The sequence below is a fragment of the Staphylococcus pragensis genome (assembly GCF_004785665.1).
In the GTDB taxonomy this organism is placed as follows: Bacteria; Bacillota; Bacilli; order Staphylococcales; family Staphylococcaceae; genus Staphylococcus; species Staphylococcus pragensis.
Map to the genome: position 1 here is coordinate 1 of NZ_SRPJ01000004.1, position 13858 is coordinate 13858.

A 13858-nucleotide genomic window follows, 5' to 3' on the forward strand; every position below is an offset into this window, starting at 1 on the left:
CGTCTGTTCGCTCGACTTGCATGTATTAGGCACGCCGCCAGCGTTCATCCTGAGCCAGGATCAAACTCTCCATAAAAAATTTATGATGTTTGATTAGCTCATAAAACTAAATAGTGTTTGTAACTTAAAGTTACGTTTATTGGAATTAACGTTGACATATTGTCATTCAGTTTTCAATGTTCATTTTTAACAATTACATTTATTAATTATATCAACAATCAATATTCTTTGTCAAGAACTTTTTTTATTTTTTCTATCAGTTCAAAAACTTAATTGATTATTTCAACATTTAATATCTTATAATGTTTTTGTTTTGTTTTCAATAGTCAAAATTACACTTTCTTAACATTAATTTAAAAAACTTAACTTTGTCTTTCAAGAAATGTTATGTGTTTTTGACGACTTTTATATAATAGCAAGATTAATTTAGAACGTCAATCATATACAAGACAAAAATAAGTTTAATATTTCACATGTAATGTATCCTTTAATTATAAAGAGTATATTTTATACTATTTACATTAAAAAAACAGTTATTTTACTAAATTTATTAGTTCATTTCTTTGTTAATTCAATGTCAAAATCCTTATTATCTCTTCTATAATTAAAATAGTTTTTTTCTATTTTAAATTTCTTCTAATTACATACTGATAATGAGAGAGGTTTAATTTCAGTTTTGATCTAGATAATTTAATTATTTAAACTCAACTATTTCCATATTATGTTCATCCTAATATATTAAATATGTACTTTATCAACTTTAAAGTTATATAACTTAACTATTTAAACTCAACTTTTTAATACTATTTAATTTTCTCTTTCTTGTTTAATGAGTGATCTCAAAACAAAAAAAAGACTGAAATAAATAATTATCCCAGCCTTCAGATCTAACTTAAATTAAATTGAATTCCCTATTCTTCTTTACCTTTGCATTCTTTACATAGCCCATATATTTCCATGCGATGATGTGTTACGTCAAATTCAGTTATATGTTGAGCAAGTTGTTCCACTTCATCTAATTGTGGATAGTGAAAATCGACTATCTTGCCACATTTTTCACAAATAACATGATAATGATTATGTGTATTAAAGTCGAATCTGCTTGAAGCATCTCCGTATGTTAATTCTTTTACAATGCCAATACTTTTAAATACTCTAAGATTATTATATATCGTCGCAACACTAATATTTGGAAAATCAGGTGAAAGTGCTTGATAAATTTCATCCGCTGTTGGATGAGAATGAGAAGTAATTAGATAACGAATAATTGCTTGTCTTTGTGGTGTAATTCTGATTCCTGCTTTTCTTAAAGCAGCAATTGATTCTTCAAGTTCATGTTCTATTGACTCTAATTCTGCACTCATTGAATTCACCATCTTTCTACTTAATAATTATTATTACTTAACATTAATATAACTGTTAAGAAAGCGGGCTGTCAATAAGTACAGCGTTTTTCAACTAGTATCCTTTATCTAAATCTACTCTATTCTCATTTACTTCATTCTTATTGAGAAAATCAGTTAAATTTCTTTCAAATATATCCGTTGCATCTTTTTTAATGTTTATATCATTACCTGTTATATGAGCTGTAATCGTCACATTATCCAAATCATATAAAGAATTATCCGCTTCAAGTGGTTCATTTTCAAATACATCTAAATAAGCATGACGAATCAATTTATTCTTCAATACTGCAACTATATCTTCTTGAGCAACTATTGTTCCTCTACCTACATTAATAAAGAGTGCTTCATCTTTCATTTTTTCGAAATGTGATGGATTTAATAGATGATACGTTTCTTTTGTTTCTGGGAGCGAATTAATAATTATATCTGCTTCCCCTATTATATTGTCCAATTCTTCAATTCTATATGTTTGATTAAATCCTGGCTTTTCTCTACCTGATTTACTCACTCCTACAATTTCCACATCAAACGGTGATAATAATTTAACCGCACGTTGTGCAATTGCTCCTGTACCTAAGAATAAAATTTTCTCGCCATCTAAACGTCTACCAGTTAATTTAGAATCATATTGATGTTCTTTTTGGTTAATATATGATGTACGCATTTTTTTATAATCATCTAATATAAATGCTAAGATAAATTCTGCTAACTGCTTCGCTTGCACACCTCTAGTATTAGTTAAGATAATGTCACGTTCTTTTATATAATCCAATGGTAAGTTGTTAACGCCAGTAGCATACCATGCTATCCATTTTAAGTTTGGACAAGATTCTATAAAGTCTTTGTCAACGCCACCATCATATCCAATTAATACATCCACTTCTTTTCTTAAATTATCCTGTATTTCTTCTGCTTTTTTGAAAAATGAAAATTCTAAATCTGGATATTTATTTTCCAAATCACTTTCTATATCTCCAAGTCTTTTTAAGCTAACGATTTTCATAGAGTTCACCCCAATATTTGTTTAAGCTCATCTAATTGTGTTTTCACTTTCACTTTTTCAATGACATCTATAATATAACCGTCTTCATCAATTACAAACGTAGTACGTACAATTCCCATACTTTCTTTACCAAATGATTTCTTCAGTTGATAAACGCCAGTATCCTTAGAAAGTTGATAATCTTCATCCACTAGTAAATCAAAATTCAGATTATGTTTGTTAATAAAATTTTGATGCTTTTTCTTAGAATCTCCACTAATTCCGTAAACTTGAACATTCATTTCATTAAATAATGCTAAATTATCTCTGAAATCACATGCTTCTGTCGTACAAGTCGGCGTATTATCTCGTGGATAAAAATATAAGATAGCTTTGCTACCTTTAAGGGTTTCATTTGTTATCCATTCGCCATTTTGATTTTCTAATTTAAATTTTGGAAATTGTTCACCTTTATTTAACATAGTTTCACCTATTTCTTCTTATAATTAGTTATATGATACGATAGTAATGAATATTTTTAAAATAAGAGAGGTTGATACTAAATGAAATTCACTGAGAGTGAACGTCTTCAAGAGTTATCTAATGAGTATATTTTAGGTGGAGTAAATTCACCTTCTCGTTCATATAAAGCAGTAGGTGGTGGCGCACCAGTAGTGATGCGCGAGGGTCATGGCGCATATTTATATGACGTAGATGTCAATAAATTTATTGACTATTTACAAGCATATGGACCAATTATTACTGGACATGCACATCCCCATATTACTGAAGCTATCCAAGATCAAGCAGCTAAAGGTGTATTATATGGTACCCCTACTGAGTTAGAAATTGAATTTAGTAAAAAATTGCGTGAAGCTATTCCTTCATTAGAAAAAATTCGTTTTGTTAACTCTGGTACCGAAGCGGTAATGACTACAATACGTGTTGCACGTGCTTATACTAAACGTAACAAGATTATTAAATTTGCTGGTTCATATCATGGTCACTCTGATTTAGTTTTAGTCGCTGCTGGTAGTGGTCCTTCACAATTAGGTTCTCCCGATTCTGCTGGTGTTCCTGAAAGTGTAGCTAAAGAAGTCATTACTGTGCCTTTTAACGATATTGAATCTTATCGAGAAGCTATGAAACATTGGGGTGATCAAGTTGCTGCAGTATTAGTTGAACCTATCGTCGGTAACTTTGGTATGGTAGAACCTCAGCCAGGATTTTTAGAAGAAGTAAATAAGATTACACATGACTATGGTGCATTAGTTATTTATGATGAAGTCATCACAGCCTTCCGCTTCCATTATGGTGCCGCTCAAGATTTATTAAATGTTTATCCTGATTTAACTGCATTCGGTAAAATTATCGGCGGTGGTTTACCAATTGGTGGTTATGGTGGTCGTCAAGATATCATGGAACACGTTGCACCTTTAGGCCCTGCTTATCAAGCTGGTACTATGGCTGGTAACCCTCTTTCAATGAGAGCAGGTATTGCATTATTAGAAGTTTTAGAACAAGATGGCGTATATGAGAAATTAGATTCCCTAGGTAAACGATTAGAAGATGGATTGAATAAGCTAATTGAAAAACATAACATTACCGCTACGATTAATCGCGTATATGGTTCACTCACTTTATACTTCACAGATGAAAAAATTACGCACTATGAACAAGTAGAAAATTCAGATGGTGAAGCATTTGCTAAATTCTTTAAATTAATGTTAAACCAAGGTATTAATTTAGCACCTTCTAAATTTGAAGCTTGGTTCTTAACTACTGAGCATACAGAAGAAGATATTGATAAAACATTAGAAGCGGCTGATTATGCATTTAGCCAAATGAAATAAAACTTAAGATTTTAAACTTAAGCCTATTAAATTGTTACATTCACATCTTAATAACAATTTAATAGGCTATTTTAATTTATTTAGGATAAAAACTTGTATAGAATAAAGGTTCGGTTGTATACTAAGTTAAAATTATTTCTTTAAAAGGAGCGTTATAGTTGAGGCTAGGAGCTCGTATATTAAAAACTGGAATCGCAATTATCCTTGCTCTGTTCATAGCTTCTTTTTTACCTGATAATGTTGGTTTAAAAGCTGTAGCAGGTATTAGTGCGATTGTTGCTATGCAACCTAATATCTATCGCTCAATTAAAACTATCTCTGAGCAAGCTACAGGGAATGTCATTGGCGCACTCCTTGCAGTCATTATGGTAACAATATTCGGCAGAAATATTGTTATTATGGGTGTAACAGTTATTTTATTAATCGCTATTTTATACAAAATTAATCTAGCGCACGTAGCTACTTTAGCAGGTGTAACTGCTCTCATTATTATGGGACAGCACACTGGATCATTTTATGTAGCAGCTACCTTTAGATTTATCCTTGTTATGATTGGCGTACTTAGTGCTTCAATTGTTAACTTGATTTTTTTACCACCTAAATTTGAAACCAAAATATATTATAATTCCGTAAATATTGCTTCAGATATATTTATTTGGTTCAAACTTGTGCTAAATGACGCTTCTGACTATCATCAGATTAAAGAAGATGGTGAACAAATAGAATCTCGCATTACAAAACTTGAACAAATCTTTAATTATTATGAAGAAGAAAAAGCATTAACGCGCAAAACTGCTTTCCAACAAAATAGAAAGAAAATCTTGTTTAAAGAAGTTGTTGGTACTACCAGACAAGCTTATGAAGTACTTAATCGAATGTCTCGTTACCAAAATGACTTGCATCATGTAAATCATAATTTAATCTTCCAAATTAAATTAGAGTTGGATTCGTTATCTGCTTATCATGAACAAATTTTAAAAAGCTTATCTAAGAAAGCAAAATATAATATCGAAAGTTTTGATAATCAAATTATAAATCCTCAAAAGAAAGATTTAATGGATGCTTTCCAACAACAATTAATCCAAAATCCTTATCAAACTGAGTATTCTTATTCAAATATCATGCAGATAATTGCTGCAATTGAAGAATATCGTTACTTCTTAGAACATCTTGATAGATTAAGATTAAGTTTCTTCACTTATCATCGTAACGATACTGAAATTGATATTGCTGATGAAGATTTTGATTTATGATTTTCAACTCATAAAAAATTCCGCATATTAAGTGATTGTGCTTAATACGCGGAATTTTTATTATAAATTTTGAATGCTATATAAATGTTCGTATGCGCCTTTTTTAGCAATAAGTTCATTATGTGTGCCTGTTTCAACTATTTGACCATTTTGCATAACGATAATTTTATCGGCATGAGTAATAGTTGAAAGTCTATGTGCCACGATTAAAGTTGTTCTATCTTTACTCAATACATCTAAAGCTTCTTGAATTATTGCTTCACTTTCTAAATCGAGAGCACTTGTTGCTTCGTCTAAAATTAAAATAGGCGGATTATTTAAAAATATACGTGCAATAGAAAGACGTTGTTTTTGGCCACCAGAAAGCTTAACGCCACGTTCCCCTACTTCAGTATCATAACCTTGGGGAAGGTTCATAATGAAGTCATGAGCGTTTGCCATTTTAGCCGCTTCAATTATTTCATCTTCTGTAGCATCTGGTCGACCTAATAATATATTTTCTCTTACAGTATCAGAGAATAAAATATTATCTTGCTGTACTAAACCAATTTGATTTCTTAAGCTACCAGTTAAAAAGTCTTTAATATTGTGATTATCTATGAGAATCTCACCTTGAGTAACATCGTAAAATCGCGGAATAAGATTGATTAATGTTGATTTACCGCCACCACTCATTCCAACGAAAGCTACGGTATCTCCACGTTCAATATTTAGATTTATATTTTTTAAAACAAGTGACTCATCATCGTTATATTTAAAACTAACGTCTTTTAATTCAATATGTCCTTGTTTAATTTCAATAGGTTGTGCACCTACACCATTTTTAATGTCATAATCTTCATCCATTAATTGGAATACCCTGTCCATTGAAGCAAAACTTTGTGTCAACGTTGTAAATGAAGCAACTAATCTTCTTAACGGACCAAATAATTGTTCCAAATATCCAACAAAAGCAGCTAATGTACCCACAGTGATTGAGCCGTTAATAGCTAGGTAAGCACCAACGCCAATGACAATGATAGGTCCTAAATCTGTTACTGTATTGATAGCCGCAAATGAATAAGCATTCCATGAAGTATGTTTAAAGGCTTTACTTAAGAAATTTTTATTTCTATGATCAAAATTTTTCGCTTCGTTGTCTTCAATAGCGAAACTTTTAATAACTGACATCCCTTGAACACGTTCATGTAGAAATCCTTGTACCTCTGCAAGTGCTTGTGATCGTTTACGTGTTAATTGTCTTAAACGTCCAAAGAAGAAATAAACAGTTAAAATATAAAATGGGAAGATGAAAATTGCTGCTAACGTTAATTTAACATCTAAAAAGAACATAATTGAAAGTGCAATAATAATAGTTACACAGTCTAACCATATATTCATTAGACCTGTAAGAATGAAATCTTTAGTTTGTTCTACATCATTAATGACTCGTGAAATAACTTGGCCAACTTGATTATTTGCATAGAATCTTGCACTCAATGCTTGCAAATGATTATATAATTGCTTTCTAATATCATATAAAATTTTGTTACTTGTCCATTGAGCTAAATATTGGCGAAGATATTCGATAGGTGGTCTAACAATTAAGAAGATAAATAATGCTATCCCAATCGCTACTGCTAAGTGTTGGAATTTTTCATTAGTAGAAAGCGCATGGTTATTAATAACGCCATCTATAGCATATTTAATTAACAATGGTATTAACATTGGTATGCCGAATTTAATAATACCAATAATGATCGTCGCGAATATACGATATTTATATGGTTTCACGAACTCTAAATAGCGTCGTATCATTCGTGCTCCCCCTCCATCCATTTACGCTTATTTGTGAAAATTAATAGAGGTTGAAGACTTAACTTACAAACTTTAGCGTCTGTAATAAAAAAGTAATTTCAACCTCTCATTATTATTACTCAAGTACTATAAAACAATTATGTACTGATTACATCTATTATGCTTAGTAATTACGAATCTTTTTATATCGTTCTTTCCACACTTTAATAAAATCAGGCGCAAATGGTCCTTTTTTCTGTTCAATCCATTGTTGTAAAATATCGACATTACGACGTAAAATCACATCAATATCATGAGGATAATTCATTTGATTCATATGTTGTTCATATTCATCTTCATCTAACAGATGATATTTTCCATTTGGATACACTTTTATATCGAGATCATAATCAATATATTTTAATGCCTCTTCGTCACAAACAAACGGTGAAGATAGATTACAATAATAATAAATGCCATCTTCTCTGAACATACAAATCACATTAAACCAGTATTCAGAATGGAAATAGACAATGGCTGGTTCTCTAGTAATCCAAGTGCGACCATCGCTTTCAGTGACTAAAGTATGGTCATTACCTCCAATGATTACATGATCCGTTCCTTTTAAAATAGTCGTTTCAGACCATACTCTATGGATATTTCTATCATGTTTATAGCTCTGAATTTTTATATTTTCGCCTTCTTTAGGTATGGATTCTTTTACCATACTCCACACCACCTTTTAATCATTTTTTTGCACTTTAAATTATAGCATATTTTTTACAAAAGACTTGAAACATCATTAAAATACTTCTAAATTAACTGTTCTATCGCGTCATAAAGATTGTCGAGTTATCCAATGATAAATCGATATATTTTGTCCATCGATACAGGAAGCGTATATTGGTGACGTTCATTTAAATCTAACCATTCCATCTGACCTTTAAACTTCTCTAGAGAAATATCCACGTCTTCAATGACACTATAAACATTTATATTCCATGTCATATGTGTAAATTGATGTTTAAGATGAAATATTGATTCATCTGTAATTGTTACTGAAATGTTTAATTTTTCTTCTAATTGTTTTAATGCCTTTGGCCCTTCAAACATTGGGAATTGCCACATACCATTTAATAATTTTTCCTGTCTTTTTTCTATCAAATATTCACCTTTAGAATTTCTTATTAAAAAGACATTTTGATTTTTTGTTTTCTTACTAATCTTTTTCGTTTTAACTGGCAAATCAAGGACTGTTCCTTCTTTGAATGCTTCACAATTTTCTTGCACTGGGCAAAATAAACATAACGGATTTTTAGGTGTGCAAACCAAGGCGCCTAATTCCATCATAGATTGATTAAACGTACCCGCTTCTTCTTGTACGTAAGGAAGTAATTCTTGTTCATATGCTTTACGCGTAGACTGTAGTTTAATATCTCGTTTGTCATTATTCAATCTTGACCATACACGAAAGACATTTCCATCTACCGTAGCTAATGGTTGATTAAACGCAATACTCATGACAGCTGCTTGTGTATACGGTCCTACTCCTTTTAATTGAGCAAACTTATCGGGAGAAGATGGAACTTCCCCATTATACTTCTCTTCTACTTCTTTAATAGCAGTGTGAAAGTTACGCGCGCGACTATAATATCCAAGGCCTTCCCAATATTTCAGAACTTCATCTTCATTGGCTTTGCTTAATGCTTCGACCGTTGGGAAACGATGAATGAATCGATGATAATAATCTATGACGGTTTTAACTTGAGTTTGTTGTAACATTACTTCACTTAACCAGATATAATAAGGATTTGTCGTTTCACGCCACGGCATTTCTCTTTGATTTTTTTCGAACCATGTTACGATATTATTTTTAAAAGTGGGTTCGTTGAACATTTATATTTTCCTTTCTACGTTCATTTTTATTTTACTTTATCCAATTTAACTAATTTTTTATTTTTTATTAAGTATCTTAATTTTGTTATTCTAATTTTTAGATTATAATATATATTAAATTCAAATGAAAAGAGTGAACTTTTATGGATACAGCCACACATATTGCTATGGGTGTCGGATTAACCGCATTAGCTACGCAAGATCCTGTGATGGCCGACACAATGGTAGCTACGGCTACAACTTTAATTGCTGGGTCTTTAATCCCTGATGGTGATACTGTTTTAAAATTAAAAAATAATGCAACTTACATTTCTCATCATAGAGGTATTACACATTCAATTCCGTTTACTATTTTGTGGCCAATATTAATTACATTCGCAATTTACATTTTATTTCCACATATAGATGCAACACATGTATGGTTGTGGGCGCAACTTGCAGTATTTCTACATGTATTTGTAGATATTTTCAATTCTTATGGTACACAAGCGTTGCGACCGATTACTAATAAGTGGATTCAACTCAGTGTTATTAATACGTTTGATCCCATTATCTTTGGTATTCTATGTCTTGGTATCATTATTTGGGCATGCGGAGTTCATCCGTTCTTAGTATATTTCCCTATTATAGCGATACTTATTGTTTATTATATTGTTCGTTTTAAAATGCAAGCGACTATTCGCAAACAAGCTTTAAAACAAATTCAACAACAACATCGTCCAGTTAAAATCTTTGTAGCGCCTACGATGAAATTTATGGAATGGCGTGTCGCAATTCAAACTGAAGAACATGATTACGTTGGCCGTGCATACGGTCGAAACGTCACATTTACTGACAAAGTTAAACGTCAGAAATTTTCACCAGACTCATTATTATGGCAAATTAAAGGTAATCCTGATATTAGAACTTTTTTAAATTTCTCATCTATTTATCGTTGGCAAACACGTCAGCTAGATGATGATACTACTGAAATTAGATTAATCGATTTACGCTATTTAAATAAAGGTCATTATTCTTTTGCAGCGATTGCACATTTAGATAAAAACAATCATATCGATCATTCTTATATTGGTTGGGTATTTACAGAAGAAAAATTACAAAAAAAATTATACTCACATTAATAGAATAAGGTACGCTATCAAATAGATTTATTGATAGCGTACCTTTTTTATTTCACCTGTTGTTGTGTATCATCTTTTACATTTTGGGTATGATTTGTATATTTATACTTTTCATGAGCAACATAGCGCACTAACATGAAATTGATTGTACCTAACAAGACTAAGAAAATTATAAAATAAATGTGATAAGCGATATTATACATATTTACAGCACCAAAAATAACTGAACTAGCTGAGCCATCTAAAAGATAATACATTGGATTAATCTTTAAAATTTGGTTAATAATATGGAATTTCGTACTAGGAATATAAATAATTGGCACTAAGAAGAAACAAATCGCACTAACAATCATAAATAGTTTAGTTACTTTGTTGCTAATTAAATCAAGTAATCCTAGAGTTACGACAATAAATATCATAAACAGTATACACATTAAAGCAAAGAATAAATATGAAATTACCGAAGTTTCTAAGTTCGTAGGTTTAAAAATAGCTATAATAAATGATAATACCCAAATAACAATATTACCCATGATGATATTCATGATAGCAGTAACTAAAGGTGTTAATTGAAACGACTTAGTAATTAGGTAATCTCTACTATACTCCATATATGCTTTATAAATTGTACTTACTATTGATATAAATGTAATCAAAGTAGTAAGTCGATATAACCATTGAGCTTTAACTATTTCCTCTATTTCTAAAAAAGATACACATAACAGTAAGATAACAACTAGAATCAACTGTGCTAAGAATAAGTAAGCAAACCATTTCCATGTATTAAATAATCTTTGCTTTGCAAATTTTAAAAGCGATGGAAAGTGTTTAAAATATAAAATTAAATTATCTATCATTTTTCCACCTACAATTCCACATAAATCCATTTATTGTTCTTCATATCAGCAATTAAATAGCCATCAGTCGTTTTAACAGTCCATAAATTTTGTTTAATATGATATTTCTCTTTTAATTTATCTTTATCAACTATTGGATATACAAAACCAGTCAATTTATTCTCGTCATTAAATAACATATCAATAGGTTGTTGTGTTATAGGCACTACAAAGCGCTGATCTTTTTCTGGTACAAGTGTTTTCTTTACTTGATCGTGTTTTTTATGTAATTGGCCATTGAAATAATCAACGTAGTTACTATAGTTTGATTTCATATATGGTGCCAACGTTTTAAATTCATGAGATTCATAGAGGGCAGCCGGATTAAAATATTGCAATTTACTTTTTCCAATTTCATAATTTTTATCATCAACGACAACGCGGTAATTTTTAGCACTTTCACCTGTAATAGTAACGAAACTATATTTTGGTATATTGCGATTTTCTTCTCCATTTAATTTGACTGATTTATCAAGAACAATGCCATATGCCAATTTATCTTCAAATGGATCCTTATCTTTATTTTGTACTTTCTTTTGAACTTCATTCGCTGGTATTTCAATTTTACCGACATTATTTACTACCATTGCAGCAAATAATACGAAAGCTAATAATCCTGCAATTAATATCGTCCAAAATTTAACTATGAAGTCTGGAATTTTGACATGTTTATATCGTTCAACTCTTTTGAAGTTGTAACTCATCTCAGGTAATCGGCTTCGACTTTCTTTCCAATCAAGGTCAAAATTTTGCTTCTCTTCTTCACTTTGAATACTTAATCTATCACGTTCATGTTCTCTAAATACTGGCAATACTTGATTTAATGAGCCTTCTAAACGCAATTGCCCATGTGAAATCCATGCTACATAGTTACTAACTTGAGCAACTTTATCTACATCATTATCAATAAAGACAATCGATAGGTTCTCAGAAACATAATCTTTAGTCAGTTCTTTCGCTTTTTGTAAAAAGTCTTCATTAAGATGTTCAATAATGTGATTTAAAATTATCACTTCATTTCGGCATACTCTTGCAATACTCAATATCAATTGCGCAAATTCTGCATGACTAAGCTCATTCACTTTTGTAGAAGATTTCTCATCTAAATGTGCAAATTTAATAATTTGTTCAACACTATGTGAAGATGTTTCGTATGTAAATAATCGTTGAATATCTTGAGTATATTCTTCTACAGTAATATTTAATAAATGTTTATCTTTAATATCACCATAATATGTAGAAACCGATTGAATCACTTTACCTCTATCGGGTTTGATATCACCGGACATAATCCTGCCAAGCAATGTTTTAGATGAGCCAGGTTCTCCAATAATTGCTAGCGCTTCACCTTGATATATATGCAATGATATCTTATTTAATTCAATATCTTCAGCAGCATAGCCAAATGGTAAATACCATTTCCTATCTTTCTTATTCCTATAATATTGCGTAACGTTAAGTAACTTTAAAACTATAGAACTTCCCATTCTTGTTACATCCTTCTAAATTTTTAATAAAGCGATTGGCAAACCTTCCTCTGGATTAGAACTATTAATTCTATACCCCCATGCGAATATACCTTTTAAACGTTCGACTTTAAAATATTGTTCACTGCCATCTGCTAATTTATACATTCTGCCAAGTTCGATTTTATTGCGATCTACCAAATAACTTTCGGCTACAATCACTTTACTCTGGTAGACATCATATTCATTCATAATGCCGTTCATTTCTGCTTTACGCATTTTCTCTTTATACGTTTGAATTTCATGTCTTAATTCTTGTTCAGACATTTCACTAAGTTTTTTATCATTCATCAGAAATACCACTTTCTTCTAATTTATCTTTAATTTTATCATATTTATAGCCTTTTCTCATAAGGGACTCGATGGTTTTCATCACAAGCATTTGTCCATCATATTTACGACGTTGTTTATGATAAACTTTCTCTAAATCACGTTGTAGTAAATCATCCATCATCGCTTCATCTTGCGTAAAATCTAATTCACTCATAGCTTGATTAGCTACTTCCATAGAATACCCCTTTTGAACTAAGCTCTGCAAAACTTTTTGTTTTATTTTACTTTCTGGCCCTTTTTTAGTTTTCATTATTTTTTGGGCTACATTAACTACCGCTTCTAAGGGTTGTTCTTCCTCATATATCGCTACGAAATGATTAATAATGTTAGGTTCTACCCCTAATTGGTACAATTTCTGTTTATATACTTCCGGTCCTTTATCAGTAGTATTAATCATTGTATTTTTTAAACTTTCAGCGTAATCATTGTGATTAATATATTGTTCTCTATAGCAGTAATCAATAACTTGTTGAATTGCCACATCACTAATTTCACTTTTTTCTAAATGTTGGCGCACTTCTTTTTCTGTTCTCTTTTTATAAGATAAATATTGAATAGCTAAATTCACACCTAATCTATAATGTTCATATTTCTGGATTTGTTCCATTTCAGCCACTTCAACTACTTGTCCTTTTTTTAAATTAAACTTCACTAAGGTATTGATATCCATCCCCATTTCAAACTCTCCATCTAAGAACAGATTGAAACGTTCCTTATTCTTCTTTTGAACTTCAATTTTAGTAATTTTAGGCATAATTTTCCCTCCTTTTCTGAAAATGAATAATTATAATTGCTCGAGAATATTTCCAACTTCAA

At 30.8% G+C, this 13858-nt stretch carries 13 protein-coding genes and 1 rRNA gene; 3 read left to right on the forward strand and 11 right to left on the reverse strand.

What is annotated here, in order from left to right:
* From E2558_RS08700 to bcp, 4 genes are all read right to left on the reverse strand, one after another.
* A 16S ribosomal RNA gene (locus E2558_RS08700) occupies nucleotides 1-76 on the reverse strand; the annotation flags it as partial.
* 835 nt (nucleotides 77-911) lie between these two features.
* Complete coding sequence (gene perR, locus E2558_RS08705) at nucleotides 912-1364, reverse strand: peroxide-responsive transcriptional repressor PerR (protein ID WP_103298555.1); 453 nt, start codon at nucleotides 1362-1364, stop codon at nucleotides 912-914.
* Nucleotides 1365-1458: 94 nt separating this feature from the next.
* Nucleotides 1459-2409, reverse strand: a complete 951-nt coding sequence (locus E2558_RS08710) for a phosphoglycerate dehydrogenase (RefSeq protein ID WP_126566314.1) — start codon at nucleotides 2407-2409, stop codon at nucleotides 1459-1461.
* Between the two features lie 5 nt (nucleotides 2410-2414).
* Nucleotides 2415-2870 carry a thioredoxin-dependent thiol peroxidase gene (gene bcp / locus E2558_RS08715; protein WP_126566316.1) on the reverse strand — a complete coding sequence of 152 codons (456 nt, stop codon included), beginning with the start codon at nucleotides 2868-2870 and terminating at the stop codon, nucleotides 2415-2417.
* An 81-nt stretch (nucleotides 2871-2951) separates the two neighbouring features.
* Between bcp and E2558_RS08720 the strand changes: the two genes are divergently transcribed.
* A complete protein-coding gene (locus E2558_RS08720) occupies nucleotides 2952-4241 on the forward strand; it encodes a glutamate-1-semialdehyde 2,1-aminomutase (RefSeq protein ID WP_126566318.1) in 1290 nt (429 codons plus the stop codon).
* 158 nt (nucleotides 4242-4399) lie between these two features.
* Nucleotides 4400-5494 (forward strand): FUSC family protein, encoded by a 1095-nt coding sequence (locus tag E2558_RS08725; protein ID WP_126566321.1) that lies wholly within the window; start codon nucleotides 4400-4402, stop codon nucleotides 5492-5494.
* Nucleotides 5495-5554: 60 nt separating this feature from the next.
* Here E2558_RS08725 and E2558_RS08730 read toward each other — a convergent pair whose 3' ends face one another.
* The 3 genes from E2558_RS08730 to mutY all read right to left on the reverse strand — a co-directional run bounded on the left by E2558_RS08730 (nucleotide 5555) and on the right by mutY (nucleotide 9166).
* A complete protein-coding gene (locus E2558_RS08730; protein WP_126566323.1) occupies nucleotides 5555-7291 on the reverse strand; it encodes an ABC transporter ATP-binding protein in 1737 nt (578 codons plus the stop codon).
* A 163-nt stretch (nucleotides 7292-7454) separates the two neighbouring features.
* Complete coding sequence (gene ntdP / locus E2558_RS08735) at nucleotides 7455-7997, reverse strand: nucleoside tri-diphosphate phosphatase (RefSeq protein WP_126566325.1); 543 nt, start codon at nucleotides 7995-7997, stop codon at nucleotides 7455-7457.
* 125 nt (nucleotides 7998-8122) lie between these two features.
* Nucleotides 8123-9166 carry an A/G-specific adenine glycosylase gene (gene mutY, locus E2558_RS08740; protein ID WP_126566328.1) on the reverse strand — a complete coding sequence of 348 codons (1044 nt, stop codon included), beginning with the start codon at nucleotides 9164-9166 and terminating at the stop codon, nucleotides 8123-8125.
* A gap of 143 nt (nucleotides 9167-9309) precedes the next feature.
* Here mutY and E2558_RS08745 point away from each other — a divergent pair, with 143 nt between their 5' ends.
* Nucleotides 9310-10287 (forward strand): metal-dependent hydrolase, encoded by a 978-nt coding sequence (locus E2558_RS08745; protein ID WP_126566330.1) that lies wholly within the window; start codon nucleotides 9310-9312, stop codon nucleotides 10285-10287.
* Between the two features lie 47 nt (nucleotides 10288-10334).
* Here the strand turns inward: E2558_RS08745 and E2558_RS08750 are convergent, their stop codons facing one another.
* The 4 genes from E2558_RS08750 to recX are packed head-to-tail and all read right to left on the reverse strand — an operon-like array spanning nucleotide 10335 to nucleotide 13796.
* The gene (locus tag E2558_RS08750) at nucleotides 10335-11174 is read right to left on the reverse strand and encodes a teichoic acid transporter (RefSeq protein ID WP_226386265.1); all 840 of its coding nucleotides are present in this window, start codon (nucleotides 11172-11174) and stop codon (nucleotides 10335-10337) included.
* Nucleotides 11153-12670 carry an ATP-binding cassette domain-containing protein gene (locus E2558_RS08755; RefSeq protein WP_126566332.1) on the reverse strand — a complete coding sequence of 506 codons (1518 nt, stop codon included), beginning with the start codon at nucleotides 12668-12670 and terminating at the stop codon, nucleotides 11153-11155. Before E2558_RS08755 ends, E2558_RS08750 begins: the two co-directional genes overlap by 22 nt.
* A gap of 15 nt (nucleotides 12671-12685) precedes the next feature.
* Nucleotides 12686-13000 carry a YfhH family protein gene (locus E2558_RS08760; protein WP_126566333.1) on the reverse strand — a complete coding sequence of 105 codons (315 nt, stop codon included), beginning with the start codon at nucleotides 12998-13000 and terminating at the stop codon, nucleotides 12686-12688.
* Nucleotides 12993-13796, reverse strand: coding sequence for a recombination regulator RecX (gene recX / locus E2558_RS08765; protein WP_126566336.1), 804 nt, complete (start codon nucleotides 13794-13796; stop codon nucleotides 12993-12995). Before recX ends, E2558_RS08760 begins: the two co-directional genes overlap by 8 nt.
* Between the last annotated feature and the right edge of the window lie 62 nt (nucleotides 13797-13858).